The organism is Cryptosporangium sp. NPDC051539, assembly GCF_044454545.1.
GTDB lineage: Bacteria > Actinomycetota > Actinomycetes > Mycobacteriales > Cryptosporangiaceae > Cryptosporangium.
Genome location: NZ_JBITDV010000012.1, coordinates 240,712 through 256,088 on the forward strand (window position 1 = coordinate 240,712; position 15,377 = coordinate 256,088).

Sequence of the window (15,377 nt, forward strand, 5' to 3'; positions counted from 1 at the left end):
GGGCAATGGGGTCCAGGGCCTGCCCTGCCGTGTACCGGGGAAGCCTCCAGCCACCGAGGCTTCGCTCACCTGAGAGGGGGAGCTGCGATGGGCGGACTGAGCATCGTGACTCCCGTCGGCTACGAGCTCGGCCGGAGCGCACGGACCCGGGTGTCCCGGTCCGCGCAGGCCGAGCTCGGTGACGACGGCCGTAATCCGCTGACGCTTCTCGCGGCGGCGGACGAGCAGCGCCTCCGCGAACTGCTTCCACTCAGATATGAGCGGATGATCGCCTCTCCATTCAGCTTTTTCCGTGGCGCAGCCACCGTGATGGCGCATGATTTAGCACTTCTGCCGCACAGCGGCCTGTTCGTTCAAGCGGGTGGTAATGCACACCTGCAGAACTTCGGAATGTCCGGAACCCCCGACCGGCGTCTGGTTTTCGATCTGAACGATTTCGACGAGACGCTCGAAGCGCCGTTCGAATGGGATCTGAAGAGGCTGGTCAGCAGCGTGATCCTGGCCGCCAGGGCGAATCGCTTCAAGAACGGCGACGCGTCTACCGCGGCCAGCAGCGCGGCCGCCGGGTACCGCGAAGCAATGAACGAATACGCCACCCGGCGTGCCCTCGAAGTTTGGTACGACCGGATCGAAGTCGACGATCTGGTGCCGCTGCTCAAGCGCGGCCGGTCGAGCGTCCCGACGTTGCAGGCGGTCGAGAAGGCACGCAGCCGCGACCACATCAGCGCGGCGGCGAAGCTGACCGAGCGGGTCGACGGGGGGTGGCGGCTGCGGGAAGACCCGCCGCTGCTCACCCACGTCCCCGACACTTCGGACGAAGGCATGGACGAGGAGCTGGTGCGACGCTGCATCCGCGAGTATCGGCAGACGCTGCCCGCCGATCGCCGGGTGCTGCTCGACCGCTACACGTTCGTGGACTTCGCCCGGAAGGTCGTCGGCATCGGCAGCGTGGGCATGCGGTGCTGGGTCGTGCTGCTGGCCGCGTCGCCCAACGACCCGCTGTTGCTGCAGGTGAAGGAGGCCGGCCCGTCGGTGCTCGAGTGGCACCTGACCCCGAGCCCGTACCGGAACGCCGGTCAGCGCGTCGTCGAGGGCCAGCGCCTGACCCAGGCCGCGCCCGACGTCCTGCTCGGGTGGTTCCGTGACCCGACGGCCGGACACGACTACTACGTCCGCCAACTCTGGGACGCGAAGGGTTCGTTCGACACCTCGACGTTCGACGCCGCCGGGCTCGCGAAGTACGCGCGGTTGTGTGGTCGGGTGCTGGCCCGGGCACACGCGCGCAGTGGTGATCCGGCCGCTATCGCCGGTTACATCGGTAACGGAGACCGGTTCGACCGGTCGATGCTCACGTTCGGGCAGGACTACGCCGACCGCACCCAGGCCGATTACGCGCTGCTCGTCGAGGCCGTCGCCGAGGGCACGATGCCCGCGCCGAAACCCGAGACGGCCGCCCGCCGCCCGCCGGCCGCCGGCGCACCGCTCCGGGCCTGACCGAGCCGGAACTGACCGAGCCGGGTGGCTCTCCCTGCGAGACAGGGGGAGCCACCCGGCGTGCGGATCAGTAGTAGCTGCGCACTACCAGCACGTAGACGTTTCCTTCACGGCGGCAGTTGAAGTCGTCCCACCGGTCGTCGTCGTACCGGGACCCGTACGACCAGGCCTCCGAGTACGAGTTGAACCGGCGGTACTCCCGCCAATCGCCGTACCGCTTGTGGTGCCACCGCGTCCGGTGGTGCTTGTACTTGTAGTAGCCCCGGTCGCCGCCGTAGCAGCAGTCGTCGTCGTCGTCATTCCTGTGACGACCGGCGATCGCTGTGCTCGGCGCACCTGCGCTGATCGTCGCGGTGTGGCCGGTGACGGTGGCGGCCTCCGCTGCCGGAGCAGCGGCCAGCACCGCACTCCCGGCGATCGCCGCGCCGGCGATCGCGACCGTGACGCGCTTGACGCTCTTTCGCATGCCCTACCTCCTTTTGGTCTCGCGTGATGGGCAGGTAGGAACTCAACCAGAAGCGCTCAAATAGGGCAAATAACGTCAAGGTGGTGTTAATGGTCTGGCGGTGTGGTATCGCCCGTGCGGCGCGCCCGGGTCCAAATTGGAGTGCACGATGCACACAGTTGGGAGGGGGTGCACTCGGACCGACCCATTTCCGGTAAGGTGCCGGAGGCTTGGGTGCGGCGCTGCTACGTAGTTAGCGCGTCGTTCTACGGCTATTGGGTTAAGGCGAGATTTCGGCAGGTGACAGGCAGAACCCGGTGCGGTTGGTAAGTGCAGATGTCGCCGTGAGTAAGCGCAGAAATACGCTGCGAAAGCGAAACCGGAATCTATTCTTTCGGCCTACCTATGGGTAAGCTCCGCCCGTTCACGATTCGGGCAAACCGCTAAAAAGGTACCGCTATTTATTTGCCACCTACGCCGATCGGCCTGTGATTCTTGTGGTTAACGATGTGCATCTTGCCATCGGGTTTATCGAAGAACTAGCTTCATAAGGCGCTGGTTTTCTGGCTCGTGCGGAGGCGGCCGGTGCAGATCGGTCGCAGGGTCCCCATGCAGGCGATGTTGAAGGATGAGCGATGACTTCTCCCGGGTCCGGATCCCGGTTACGGTCCGCCCCATTGCAGGGGTTTGCGCCCCTAGCGCTCCAGGTTATTGCGGTTATCGCCGTAATAGCGATGTTCGTGCTGGTGTGGGGGCCTCGTTCGGACGACAGTGACCTGCGGGGGCAGGAGCTGCACGGCATCGAGTACGCCAACGCGCTGAACAAGCTGCTGCCGGTGGTCGTCGATGCGCAGTCCGCTGCCGTCCAGGGCAAGGCGGTCGCCAAGGGGGGCTTCGGCGACGTGCTGGACGGCGTGGCCGCCGTCGACCAGAAGTACGGGTCCGACTTCGGCACCTCGAACCGCTGGTCCGGTCTCCGGGCGCGGATCGAGACGCTTCCCCAGCAGGGCTCGAACGACCCCGAGGGTGCGTTCCGCTCCTACGGCGAGGTGACCGACCTGCTCCTGGCGCTGTACGCCCAGGTCGCCCAGGCCTCCGGTCTGCGGCACGACGGTGACCGGGTCATCTCGTTCCTGCAGGACGCCGGGCTGGAGGAGATTCCGGCCTCGATGGTGTGGGCCGGCCGCTTCCAGGACCAGGCGTTCATCTCGAAGGACCTGCCCGAGCCCGACCGCACCGCCGACGTGGCGACGTTCAAGGCCCAGCAGGACCAGCTGAACGAGTCGCTCACCGCCATGGCGGTCAGCAGGCAGATCACTGGTGAGTCCGGCACCGACGTCGCGTCCGACATGGCCTCGGCCGTGGACGCCTCGGAGAGCGGCACCTTCGACACGAACCTGCTGCAGAGCCTGGACGCCTACCAGCGCGGTATCGAATCGGTGGCGCCACCGGGCCAGGAAGCGATCACGACGAAGCCGAACCCGACGTCGGTGGCTTCGCTGCGAAGCTCGGCCCAGAACGCCGCCGTCTCGCTGAACCCGCTGCTGCTCGACGAGCTCCGCTCCCAGGTGGACGACCGCAAGTCCGGGTCGGACGCCGGACGCCTGCTCGGCGCCGCCGTAGCCGCCATCGCGGTGCTCGCCCTCCTGGCCAGCATCCTGATGGGCCTGCTCGGCCGTCGGCGGTCGCGGGCCGTCGACGCACCGCACGACTACCAGGGCCCGAACGAGCCGAGGGATTACCCCGCCTACCCGACGGGTGAGCCACCGATGGGCCCTGACTCCTACCTGAACAACCTGGACGCGGGACGCGACGCGAGGCGGGAGCGGATCGGTGTTCCTCGATAGGCTCCGGATCAGCGGGAAGCTCGTCCTTCTGGCGATCATCCCGCTGCTCGCGGTCACCGTCCTCGCCCTCTCGGTCATCATCGGCCGGGTCGGCGTCGCCGAGAAAGCCAACGACACCTCACAGCGGATCAAGACCGCTGGTGAGGTGGCCGCTCTGGTCCGGGAACTCCAGGCCGAGCGACTCCTGACGATCGGATTCCTCGGTAACTTCTCCGACAAGTCGGCCGTCCTCCAGCAGGAGGCCGTGGTCGACGACCAGCTCTCGGAAGTCAAGAAGAGCGTCGGCAAAGACTCGCCGAGGGCGCTCCGGGACGCGGTCAAGCAGCTGGAGACGCTGCCCGACCTGCGTAAGGAGTCTCTGCTCTTCGCAGTTCCGGTCAACACGTTCTCGCAGCTGCTGACCGAGCAGATCAACGCGCTGATCGACGGCACGCAGCTGTACCAGATCGCCGACTCGACGACCGCGGTCGGTCGCCAGATCCTCGCGATGGACGCCGCTCTGCACCTGGGAGAGGCGAACTCGCTCAACCTGGCGACGCTGACGCAGCTGATCGCGACGCCCAACGGCACCCTGCTGAGCAAGTACATCACCGGGCTCGGTTCGGCGAACGACTACACCACTCGGTACTTCCAGTACGCGAGTCCGAGCCAGGCGACGCTCTACCGCCTGGTCCAGGTGGCGAACAGCGCGCGTTCGACGCCCGACCTCCAGGCCCTGAACGAGAAGGCCGGTCTCACCACCGTCCGGAACCTGAGCCTCGCGACGTACTTCCCCCGGTTCACGTCGTTCCTGGGTCAGACGCGGTACATCGAGACCAAGCTGGTGTCGGACATCACCCAGGCCGCGAGCGACCAGCGACGGGACGCGATCGCGGCCGCCGGTGGCATCGTGGCCGCGCTGGTGCTCATCGTCTTCCTGGTCACCGGGCTGACCGTCCTGGTCGGGCGCCGGGTTTCGCAGCCACTGGTCGCACTGGCCTCGTCCGCGAACCTCATCGCCACCGCCGTCGAGAACGAGCTCACCCGGGTCGCTGACGACGAGTCCGAAGTCTTCGAGCCCGTCCGTCTGGACACGGTCAACACGACCGGTAAGGACGAGATCGGTGAGCTGGCCCGAGCGTTCGAGCAGGTGCAGAACACCGCGTCCCGGCTGGTCGAACGTCAGATCACCAGCCGCCGCAACGTTGCGACGATGTTCGGTCACATCGGTCGCCGTACGCAGAACCTGATCGGTCGTCAGCTGACGATGATCGACCGGTTGGAGCGGCAAGAGACCAACGCCGAGCGGCTGGGCAACCTGTACCAGCTCGACCACCTCTCCAGCCGCCTCAACCGGAACGCGGGATCGCTGGTCGTTCTCTCCGGTTCGATGGCGACCGACCAGGGCGGCGGCTCGCCGATGCCGCTCGGTGACATCGTCCGGCTGGCCCTCGGTGAGATCGAGGACTACACCCGGGTCGACATCGAAATCCCGGACGACATCGTCGTCCAGCCCGCGGTCGTCTCCGACCTCACGCTGATCTTCGCCGAGCTGATGGAGAACGCGGCCGCGTACTCGCCGCCGCACACCCGGGTCACGGTCACCGCCGAGCCGACCCGGGCCGGTGCCCAGGTGCTCATCATCGACAACGGCATCGGCATGTCGGCCGAGCGACTGGCGGAAGAGAACGCCCGGCTCGCCCGTCGTGAGCGCCTCGACCTCGCGCCTACTGAGGTGCTCGGTCTGTTCGTGACCGGCCGTCTGGCCCGGCGGCACGGCATGGGCGTCGCGCTGGTGCCGACGCAGGGTGGTGGCGTCACCGCCGTGCTGGCACTCAACGAGCCGCACCTGGTTCCGTCCGTGTACCAGGGCATCGCGGCCGTCGAAGAGCCGCGCCCGGCGCTTCCGCCGGCCGCGGGCCAGCAGCCCGAGGTGCTCCGGGTCCCGAACACCGCGATGCCGGCTGGTGCCCCGTCGCCGTACGGTGCTCCTTCTCCGTACGGCGATCCCTCCCCGTACGGCGATCCCTCTCCGTACGGTGCTCCGTCCCCGTACGGAGATCCTTCTCCGTACGGTGCGCCTTCTCCGTACGGCGCTCCGGAGCCCGCGCACTACGGTGCCCCGGACCCGGGTCACTACGGTGCGCCCGAGCCCTCGCACTACGGCGACCCGATGCGTGAGCCGGTACCGTCCCAGAACCTGCCGGTGGTGGCGTCGTCCGCCGCCGCATTCGACAGCATCGCTCTCGAGCGGGCGTCGAGGGCGATCTCGGCCGGTCCTTGGGACGCGTTCGCCGCGTCCGGGATGGCCGAGGTGCCGGGCCAGCGCGAGCCGTTCGAGGCCGAGCCCGTGGCGGCGGGCGGCACCGCGCTCTACCGCAGCGAGTCGGCTCCGTCGATGCCGTCGCAGGCTCAGCCCGCGGACGTCTCGTGGTGGGACGCACCGGTTGGTGGCCACGCGCCGCAGGACCAGGTCGCCGCACCGTCCGCGTTCCGTTCGCTGCCGCCGGCGGGCGCGCCGATGCACACGTCGGCTCCGTCGATGCCGGTCCAGGCGCCGATGCAGCCACGGCGGGCCGAGCCCGCGCTGCCACCGCTCGTGCCGGCATCGGTGCCCCCCGCGCCGGCCATGCCGTCGCGTCCGGTGGTGAGCTCGGGGATCGGTAGCGATGGGCTGCCGAAGCTCCAGCGGCGAGTGCCGGGTGCGCAGTTGCCCGCGGGCGTCTCGGCGAAGGACAAACGTCCGGAGCCGGTTGCTCTGGGCGACGCCGGTGACCCGGCGGCCGCACGGGCGCTGATCGAGGAGTTCGAGGCCGGTGTGCGCAACGCGCAGCGGACCTCCGACACCGGTCCGGTCCCGACGCTCCAGCCGCCGAACGGCGGGCCGTCCTCCAACGGCGGGTACCCGTCGAACGGTGGGTACCAGTCCAACGGCGGCCTGCCTCCTGGCCGCCCGCACTCCGGCCAGTCCTCACCGGGTCAGCCCGCGATGGGTCAGCCCGCGATGGGCCGGCCCTCCATGGGTCAGCCTCCGTTGGGTCAGCCTCCCGTGGGTGCGCCTCCGCTGGGCCAGCCGTCGGGTCAGCCGAGCTGGAGCCAGCCGGCTCCCGCCGCGGCGTCCCGGCAGCAGTCCCCGCTGCCGTCCCGTCCGGCGCCGGCCCAGCGTCCGGCACCGGTTCAGCGTCAGGCGTCCCCGGTCTCGTCTCCGGGGTCCGCAGGCGGGCTGTCGGCGCCTCAGCAAGGCCAGCGAACTCCCGGAGGACTGGTGCGACGCGTCCCCGGGGCGACCTTGAAGAGCTTCACCAATGGCCGGGGAAGCGTTTCGGCCGCAGCAACGCCGGTGGCAGATCCGGATGCCGCCCGGGCGCTGATCGAGCAGATCGAAGCAGGCGTGTCCCGCGCTCTCAACAGGGTCGTCGTCGACGACCATCAGCACGAAGGATCACCACGATGAACAGCTCCTACCGACCCAACGGCGGCGACCTGGCGACGGCAGGCCTCAGTGCCGAGGCGCAGACATTCAACTGGCTGCTGGACTCGTTCTGCACCGGCACGGCCGGAGTCGTGGAGGCGGTAGCGGTCTCGGCCGACGGTCTGCTGATGGCCAAGTCCGCCACCTCCGACCACGCGAACGCCGACCGTCTGGCCGCGGTCATCTCGGGGATGACGAGCCTCGCGGCCGGCGTGGCCGACACCTACACGCTGGGTGGCCTGAACAAGGTCATCGTGGACCTCACCGGCGGCTACCTGCTCGCGACGGCGATCAGCCGCGGCTCGGTCCTCGGCGTCATCGCCGACCGGTCGGCCAACCTGGGCACGGTGGCCTACGAGATGACGCTGTTCGCGAGCCGTGCCGGTGCCGTGCTCACGCCGCAGTTGATCGTCGAGTTGAAGAACGCCGTTCAGTCATGAGGATCCTGGGCGGATCCGACGCGGATGAGCCGGCTTCCATCCGGCCTTATCTGCGGTCTTCCTCGCCGTCTTCCCAGGGCGAGAAGGCCTCCAACGTCGGATCCGAGGCATCTGCGCAGCTGCGTCCCTTCGTCCTGACCTCCGGCCGGGTTACCGCCGACCCGGAGATCGGACTCGAGACCCAGGTCACTGCCGGATCCCGCGGGGGGCGCGTGCCGACGTCCCGGCTTTCGCCGGAGCTGCGCGCGATCGTGACCCTGTGCGTTCAGCCCATATCTGTCGCCGAGATTTCGGCGCGACTCAAGCTCCATCTCGGCGTGGTCAAGATTCTCGTCGGTGACCTACGCGCAACGGGTTACCTCGACGTCCATAACCACGACGTGAGCTCTCCCAACTCTCCCGAACTCATCCTGCGAGTGATCCGTGGACTCAGCGCCATTGTCTGACCGCACTGCATCAGCAGCCGGCTCCAAGCCACCGATCCCGGTAAAGATCGTCATCGCCGGTGGTTTCGGGGTCGGCAAAACGACGACGGTCGGAGCGATCTCCGACATCGCCCCGCTGACCACCGAGGCCGAGATGACCGAGGTGGCAGTCGGGATCGACATCCCTGGCCAGCATTCGACCAAAACCACAACAACCGTCGCGATGGACTTCGGTTCGGTCGCGATCGACGCCGGTGTGAAGCTCTACCTGTTCGGTACGCCCGGCCAGGCCCGTTTCGGCTTCATGTGGGACGACCTCGCCCGGGGTGCTCTCGGTGCGTTGGTCGTCGTCGACAGCTCGCGGCTCGACGACTGTTACCCGGCCGTCGACTACTTCGAGCACACCGGAATCCCGTTCATCGTCGGTGTCAACGCGTTCGACGGTCTGCTTGCGCAAGACCTCGCCGCAGTCCGGTGGGCGCTCGCGATCGACGACCAGGTCCCGGTCGTCGCGTTCGACGCGCGCGACCGCCGGTCGGTGCGAGACACGTTGCTCGTCCTGCTCAACCGCGCGCTGCACAAGGCGATCGGCGAGCAGGTCGCCGCGACCTGACCCTGACCGACGTTCCCTCGCATGAGCCTCCCAGCGGCGATCCGGCGCTGGGAGGCTCACGCGTTTGCGGGCCAACGACTACACTGCGTTAACTTTTGGAGTGATCTACGTCACTCACTGTGACGCGAATTCTGTTGCACGGATTCCGATTTTGCGACTTATGTCACCAACGACGAAGGGCCCCGCGGGAGGCGGGGCCCTTCGTCGTGGGAACAGTGGATCCGCTGGTGAAAGGGAAGATCCGCGGATCACTGGCTGCGCTGCGGGAAGTCCGCGCGTCACCGTGCCGGGTAGGCGACGCGCGGACAGTCCACGAGGGCGGTACGAGTTGGAGGGTCCGGGCGCCTCCAACCCGCACCAGCCTCAACCGGCGGGCGCCGCAGAACGGCCCCGTCGGAGCTGGTGGAGGACGTAACCAGAGCTCAGGCCGTGGCCGGCCGGACGCCGGACTCGTCGCCGAAGAGCTGGTCGAAGTAGTCGGCCTGACGCTGATGCCAAGCGGCTAAGCCTCTGAGCCGGGCGGCGTGCGCCCGATCGGTACAGAGCCGGGCCGAGAGTTCGACCTTCCAGGCTGCCTCTCTGTGTGCGCAGCCGCGAGCGGACTCGGTCCGTACTGGCTGTGAAGCAGGGGACACGTCTACCTCCCATCACGCAGGCTTTCGGTGGTTCGACTACCGAGCTACGTCGCGCACGTGCGTTATCCTCCTGCATCGGGCCGTGCATGTGCAAGGGCGTCTGCACGTGCATCTGCTCGATTTTTGGTTGGCGGCTGCGACCGACGGAAACAGGGGCGTCGTCCGCCGATCGTGTCCGGCGGCCACTGACGTCCCGCCGGCGATCCGAGAGAGGCGCAAATGCACCACCCGTACAACGGAATGCCTGCCGAACAGCTGGGGCAGCTCGCCTGGTTGAAGAGCAGTCACAGCAATCCGAACGGCAACTGCGTCGAGTTCGCGCAATTGCCCGACGGTCAGCTCGCGATGAGGAACTCTCGTCATCCCGAGGGCCCAGCCCTGATCTACACCCGGGATGAGATCGCTGCGCTCCTCGCCGGAGCGCGTAGCGGTGACTTCGACCATCTGGTCGAGCTCGCAGTGACGCAGTAGAGCACTGCGGAGCGCGGTCGGGCGCGCTCCGCAAATCGCTGGTGGCCGAGCCAACGGAGTCGGCTCATCGAGGAGCCGACTCGCCGGCCTCGGCGGGTCTCAGTCGGCGCGGGGGGCGAAGTCGCGACCGATCTCGAGGAACCGCTCGCGGCTGCGATCGGGCGAGTCGGCCTCGACGGCGAGGCGCTCCATCGACTCCAGATAGGTGTCGACGTCCTCGCGCTTCTCGAGGTAGAGCGCGCTCGTCAGCTGTTCGATGTAGACGATGTCGGGCAGCGTCTGGTCGGGGAAGCGGAGCAGCGTGAACGCACCGCCCGCACCGGCGTGCCCGCCGAAGCCGAACGGGATGACCTGGAGCGTGACGTTCGCCCGCTCGGCCATCTTCGCCAGGTGCTCGAGCTGACCGCGCATGATGTCGCGGCCGCCGATCGGGCGGCGCAGCACGGCCTCGTCGATGATCGCCCAGAACCGAGGGGCGTTCCCGCGGGTGAGCAGCCGCTGGCGCTCCATCCGCAGCGCGACCCGGCGGTCGATCTCTTCCTTCGGCGCGCTGCCGTTGGCCAGCAGGATCACCGCGCGAGCGTAGTCCTCGGTCTGCAGGAGGCCGGGGATGAACTGCACCTCGTACGTGCGGATGAGCGACGCGGCCGCTTCCAGGCCGACGTAGGCCTGGAACCAGTTCGGGAGGATGTCGCCGAACTTGTGCCACCAGCCGGGCTGGTTGGCCTCCTGCGCCAGCGAGAGCAGTGCGTCGCGCTCGTCTTTGTCGGTGACGCCGTACAGGGTCAGAAGGTCGGAGACGTCGCGCTCCTTGAAGCCGACTCGCCCGAGCTCCATCCGGCTGATCTTCGATTCCGAGGCGCGGATCGCGTACCCGGCGTCCTCGCGCGTGACGTTCCGTTCTTCGCGCAGCCGCCGCAGCTGGGATCCCAGCAGGATGCGCAGGACGGTGGGGCCAGCGCCAGGCTCAGCCGTGATCACCGTATCCAGCCCCTAGTCCGACTAGCGTGCTTACGCCGGGCGGTGTCAACCCGGCGATGGTGCTCGTGTCCCGACCCGTTCACTATTGACGGACGGAATACTGCGTCCGGTGACGGACGCACCACGGTTCGCCACGACAAAACTGCAATCGCGGCGTGACCCTCCGAAGGATGACACGTTCCGACGCGTTGCGCGTGCAATGAATGCACCTTGCCGTCGACACCGGCAAAGTCATCGAGGCGCAAGTCGGTGGCTATCCGGACGACCCGCCACGAATGATCGACGGGGTTTTCGGGAGGACGGCGGGACGTCGAGCCCACGTGTCGCCTCCCTCTCTTGTCCGGTCATATGCAGCGCACGGATCGTAGTGGAGAACGCGCAACTCGTTCCAGTGGACGAGTCGGGCGTACTGCCCCCGCGAGGATGCTGGGCCACGTTCGAACGTGTTGACCAGCAAAAAGCGCTCGAGCAACGACGGGGTGCGACTTTCGCCATACTGTGGGTCCGGGTGTCACTCGATCCCATATGGACGGTAACGACCCCAAATCCAGGTCATCGGAATGCGAGATGGGATATCACATCCTGGATCGTGTTACTTGACCTTCGTAGCTCCGACTTCAGGCGGAAACACGGCTCGCGCACTGTCGTAAACGACTTTGCAAGCCTCTCACCCGCAGAAACGGAGCCGAGCGTGACTCTGCAGCCGCGCCAAGGTCGCATTTACGGCGATCACTACCTTGAAACGACGCCGGAGACCGCTCTCTGGGGCTTCCTGCCCAATCGCGCGAGCTCTCCGGTGCTGAGTGTCGAGGACGGTGCGGTCGTCACCCTCGACACGCTCAGCCACGAGGGCATCCTGGAGGACCAGGGCCGCGATCCGCTCGCCTACCTCGCTGGGTACGGCGTGAAGGCCGATGAGGTACTAGAGGACTCGCGCGCGTTCGCCGCGTCCGACCTCGTTCACGACTACGACGACGGTCCGCACGTGGTGACCGGCCCGATCGCGGTCGCCGGGGCCGAGCCGGGCGACTTACTCCGGATCGACGTCCTCGACCTCGCGATCCGGGCGCCGTACGGCTTCATCAGCAACCGGCACGGTTACGGGGCGCTCCCGGGCGAGTTCCCGGAGGGGACCCTCCGCCGCAAGGGGGCCAGCGTCCTCGACCCGGACAGCTACGGCAGCAACATCCACTTCACCGACGTCACCGAGAACGGCGGCGTGCTCTACGGCAACCTGCGCTTCGGCGAGGGCCGGCGCGTCCGCTTCCCGCTGAAGCCGTTCCTCGGGCTGATGGGCGTGGCTCGCGACACCGACGAACCGGTTCCCTCGGTCCCACCGGGCGACCACGGCGGCAACATGGACGTCAACGAGCTCCAGGCCGGTTCGTCGCTCTACCTCCCGGTCCAGACCGCCGGGGCACTGTTCTACGCGGGCGACCCGCACTACGCCCAGGGCGACGGCGAGGTGGCACTCACCGCGCTGGAGGCGCCGCTGCGCGCCACGCTGCGGCTCACGGTCCTGAAGGACGCGGCCGCGCGGGCCGCCGTCGGGCTGGTGAACGCGCCGTTCGTCGAGACGGCTACCCACTGGATCCCGGTCGGCATGGACCCGGACCTCGACGAGGCGATGAAGAAGGCCGTGCGCCGTGCCGTCTCGTTCCTCGAGCTCACCCAGGGCATGCCGAGGGCGACCGCGCTGGCCTACCTGAGCGCCGCAGGCGATTTCGAGGTCAGCCAGGTCGTCGATGCGGTGAAGGGAGTTCACTGTCTGATCCGTAAAGCGGACTTCGGCGCCTGAGCGGATGTGTTCGCCCGGCTACCGTCGGCGAGACTCCCGGGCCGCTGGCCCGGTGTACGGGACCCATCGTGACCGGGAGGTAGGGTTCCCGCCATGGAGGGCGGCCGGGTCCGTGGCGACCCGCACGGAGGCACCAGGGCACGAGCGGCCCAGGCTCCGATGACCGGGAATCCCCCCAACACCCGCCCGGCCGCACTGCGGCCGGCCCCGTTCGGCCCGGTCTCGCCCGCGGCCACCCCGGAGGAGTTCGAGCGCGAGCTCACCCGGCTCACGCTCAGCGGCGAGGGCTGGCCGTTGATCCTGCGCCGGCTGGCCGCGCACACCGGCCACGCCGCCTGGCTGTTCGACGTTCACGGAGAGCTACTGGCCAGCTCGGTGGCCCCGTCCGGTGATTCGCCGTCCGTCCGGGCGTCCGACGTCGCTCAGGTGTTCGGGGCCGAGCGTCCGGTGCCGCTGACGATGTCGGACGGGCGCCCGGCCCGCGCCGCGTCGGTCCGCGCCGATCGCCGGCGGTTCGGCATCGTGCTGCTCGCGGAGCCGGTTCCGCCGGCGGTCGTTCCTTACCTCCTGGCGTCGACGACCGCGCTCGCGATCGAGGCGGTCCGCCGGGACGCCGCCGCCGAGGCCGGTACCGAGGCCGGCGCCGAACTCGTCGACGAACTGCGCTGCGGCACGCTGCGGGCGCCGGAAGAGCTGACCCGCGCCGCCGCCCGCTTCGGCATGCGTCTGGACGCCCCGCACGCGGGTGCGGTGTTCGACTACGACGGCCCGCACCTGCGGGCCTGGTCCACCGCGCTGCCGCGCGCCGGAGTGACCGCGCTGCACCAGGGGCGCCGGGCCTGGGCCGTAGTGCCCGGCGGTGACGGCAACGAACTCGAGCGGCTGCGTGACCGTGCGCAGGCCGTGGTGGGCGACGGCGTGGTGCGCGCCGCGTCCGGCCCGGTCGTCACCGGGGCGGGCCGCACCGCCCAGTCCTTCCGGGAAGCCGAGGTGCTGATCGCCCTCCTGCTGCGCCGTGGGGAGCAGACCGTGCTGCCGTACGCGTCGCTCGGTCTGGCGCAGCTTCTGGTCGCGGTGCCGCCGGAACGGCTCCGGGAGTTCGTCGAGCGCCACATCGGGCCGCTGCTGCCGCGTGAAGATCTCGTCCGGACGCTGCGTGCGTGGCTCGCGTCCAGTGGTAGCCGGACGGCGGTCGCCGACGCACTGCACCTGCACCGCAATTCCGTCGGCTACCGGGTCGGTCAGATCAAGGCTCTGCTCGGCGTCGATCCGCTCGATCCGGAGGCGATCGTGCTGCTCCAGGCCGCACTGACCGCCCAGGAGCTGCTGCTCGCACTGGACGAACACGATCCCGTCGCCGGCGGGTGGCTTCCCGACCGCGTCTCTTCGCGGAAGACGCCCTGAACCCGGTCCTGTATGCCAGATTTCTACGTGTGGCTAGTGTGCTCTGAATAAAGGCGTGTGCTTACCCCCCGGGAAGGACCCCCACCCCCATGCGACTGACTACTCGAATCTCCCGAGTGGCGGTGGCCGCTACCTGCCTCTTACTTGTCGCCGCCTCGTGCTCCAGCTCCAACCTCGACGACAGCAGCTACGCCAGCGTCGGTGCGGCACCCAGCAAGGGGACTGCCGCCGGCCCGGACATCAACGGCGACGGCAAGGTCATCATCGGCGTTCTCAGCCCCGGTGACCTGAACGACAACGGCTACTACGAGAGCTTCGTCGCCAAGGCCGAAGCGTTCACCCAGCGCAAAGGCTGGCGGCTGATCAAGGTCGGCAACGTGAAGGCCAAGGACGCCTACAAGGCGGCGCTGGCCCTGTGTGCCCAGAAGGTCGACATGGTGGCGCTGGGCGCCGCCGAGATCGTCTCGGCGATCCCGGCCTCCAATCAGCCGGCCTGCGGGAAGACCGCCTGGTACGTCCCGTCGAACCAGAACGTCACCCAGACGCCGAAGATCACGATCTCGACCGACTACATCGACGAGACGCTGCTGGCCGCCGGGTACGCCACCGGTCTGCTGATGCAGAGCCGCAACTACACCAAGGTCGGGTACGTCACCGGCCCCAAGCTCGACTTCTCGATCCGGGCCGCCCAGGGCTTCGTCGCCGGTATTCGACGGCTGGTTCCGGACGTCAAGATGACGACCTCCTACACCGGTAGCTTCGACGACCCGAAGCTGGCGGCGAAAGCCGCCCAGGAACAGATCGCCGACGACGGCGTCCAGGCGATGTACCCCTACCTGGGTGGCGCGACCGACGCGGCGGCCCGGGTCGCCAACAAGCACGACCTGATCGTGTTGACGCCCGGCACCAACCGGTGTGACTCGACCGACCCGCGGTTCCAGATCTCGGTCATCTTCGACCCGGGCGAGTACTTCGCCGCCGCGCTCCAGGACTTCTCCGACGGCAAGCTCGAGATGGGCGTCAACCGCAACTGGCACCTGGGCCAGGACACGGTTCCGACCGTGCGTATCTGCAACGGCACCGAGGCCCAGAACTCGGCGATGGCCCAGTTCATCGCCGACATCGGTTCCGGCAAGGTCCTCGCGACCGCCGAGGTGAACAAGAACGGCCACCTCGACGAGGACCAGAGCTGACCGGAGCTCCCGCTCCAGAGGTCTCACTGGGGTCCCGCCGGCCCGGCCGGCGGGACCCTCGTGTTGGGAAGACCAGAGCTGCGGCCGCGGGCTGGATGGTTACCCGGCCGCAGGGCTCGCGCAAGACGCTCTGAGCACATCGTTGAGCCCGTTTTCTCGTGCTCATCGCCCTGCTGTCGA

Annotated in this window: 12 protein-coding genes; 10 read left to right on the forward strand and 2 right to left on the reverse strand. The window is 68.3% G+C overall.

Features of this window, described 5'->3' with window-relative positions; all coding sequences use genetic code 11:
* Positions 1–87: 87 nt before the first annotated feature.
* On the forward strand, positions 88–1,494 hold the full coding sequence (locus ACIBZJ_RS33195; protein ID WP_395936735.1) for a DUF2252 domain-containing protein: 1,407 nt from the start codon (positions 88–90) through the stop codon (positions 1,492–1,494).
* 67 nt (positions 1,495–1,561) lie between these two features.
* On the opposite strand, the gene ACIBZJ_RS33200 is transcribed toward ACIBZJ_RS33195, so the two are convergent.
* Positions 1,562–1,960 (reverse strand): hypothetical protein, encoded by a 399-nt coding sequence (locus ACIBZJ_RS33200; RefSeq protein ID WP_395936737.1) that lies wholly within the window; start codon positions 1,958–1,960, stop codon positions 1,562–1,564.
* 713 nt (positions 1,961–2,673) lie between these two features.
* On the opposite strand from ACIBZJ_RS33200, the gene ACIBZJ_RS33205 reads away from it, so the two are divergent.
* The 6 genes from ACIBZJ_RS33205 (at position 2,674) to ACIBZJ_RS33230 (ending at position 9,821) form a co-directional block, all read left to right on the forward strand.
* Positions 2,674–3,786: a hypothetical protein gene (locus ACIBZJ_RS33205; RefSeq protein WP_395936739.1), complete on the forward strand. Its 1,113-nt coding sequence runs from the start codon at positions 2,674–2,676 to the stop codon at positions 3,784–3,786.
* Entirely contained in the window at positions 3,773–7,219 is a 3,447-nt protein-coding gene (locus tag ACIBZJ_RS33210; RefSeq protein WP_395936741.1) for a nitrate- and nitrite sensing domain-containing protein, read from the forward strand. The genes ACIBZJ_RS33205 and ACIBZJ_RS33210 overlap by 14 nt, the downstream gene beginning before the upstream one ends.
* Positions 7,216–7,677 carry a roadblock/LC7 domain-containing protein gene (locus tag ACIBZJ_RS33215; protein ID WP_142703949.1) on the forward strand — a complete coding sequence of 154 codons (462 nt, stop codon included), beginning with the start codon at positions 7,216–7,218 and terminating at the stop codon, positions 7,675–7,677. The genes ACIBZJ_RS33210 and ACIBZJ_RS33215 overlap by 4 nt, the downstream gene beginning before the upstream one ends.
* Positions 7,674–8,123 carry a DUF742 domain-containing protein gene (locus tag ACIBZJ_RS33220; protein ID WP_395936743.1) on the forward strand — a complete coding sequence of 150 codons (450 nt, stop codon included), beginning with the start codon at positions 7,674–7,676 and terminating at the stop codon, positions 8,121–8,123. Before ACIBZJ_RS33215 ends, ACIBZJ_RS33220 begins: the two co-directional genes overlap by 4 nt.
* Positions 8,116–8,715, forward strand: coding sequence for a GTP-binding protein (locus ACIBZJ_RS33225; RefSeq protein WP_395936745.1), 600 nt, complete (start codon positions 8,116–8,118; stop codon positions 8,713–8,715). The genes ACIBZJ_RS33220 and ACIBZJ_RS33225 overlap by 8 nt, the downstream gene beginning before the upstream one ends.
* 854 nt (positions 8,716–9,569) lie before the next feature.
* Positions 9,570–9,821, forward strand: coding sequence for a DUF397 domain-containing protein (locus tag ACIBZJ_RS33230; protein WP_395936747.1), 252 nt, complete (start codon positions 9,570–9,572; stop codon positions 9,819–9,821).
* A gap of 99 nt (positions 9,822–9,920) precedes the next feature.
* On the opposite strand, the gene ACIBZJ_RS33235 is transcribed toward ACIBZJ_RS33230, so the two are convergent.
* Positions 9,921–10,802, reverse strand: coding sequence for a helix-turn-helix domain-containing protein (locus tag ACIBZJ_RS33235; RefSeq protein WP_395936749.1), 882 nt, complete (start codon positions 10,800–10,802; stop codon positions 9,921–9,923).
* A 691-nt stretch (positions 10,803–11,493) separates the two neighbouring features.
* Here ACIBZJ_RS33235 and ACIBZJ_RS33240 point away from each other — a divergent pair.
* The 3 genes from ACIBZJ_RS33240 (at position 11,494) to ACIBZJ_RS33250 (ending at position 15,197) form a co-directional block, all read left to right on the forward strand.
* Positions 11,494–12,600 carry an acetamidase/formamidase family protein gene (locus ACIBZJ_RS33240; protein ID WP_395936751.1) on the forward strand — a complete coding sequence of 369 codons (1,107 nt, stop codon included), beginning with the start codon at positions 11,494–11,496 and terminating at the stop codon, positions 12,598–12,600.
* 93 nt (positions 12,601–12,693) lie between these two features.
* Positions 12,694–14,004 (forward strand): PucR family transcriptional regulator, encoded by a 1,311-nt coding sequence (locus tag ACIBZJ_RS33245; RefSeq protein ID WP_395936753.1) that lies wholly within the window; start codon positions 12,694–12,696, stop codon positions 14,002–14,004.
* An 89-nt stretch (positions 14,005–14,093) separates the two neighbouring features.
* The gene (locus ACIBZJ_RS33250; RefSeq protein ID WP_395936755.1) at positions 14,094–15,197 is read left to right on the forward strand and encodes a BMP family ABC transporter substrate-binding protein; all 1,104 of its coding nucleotides are present in this window, start codon (positions 14,094–14,096) and stop codon (positions 15,195–15,197) included.
* Positions 15,198–15,377 lie beyond the last annotated feature (180 nt).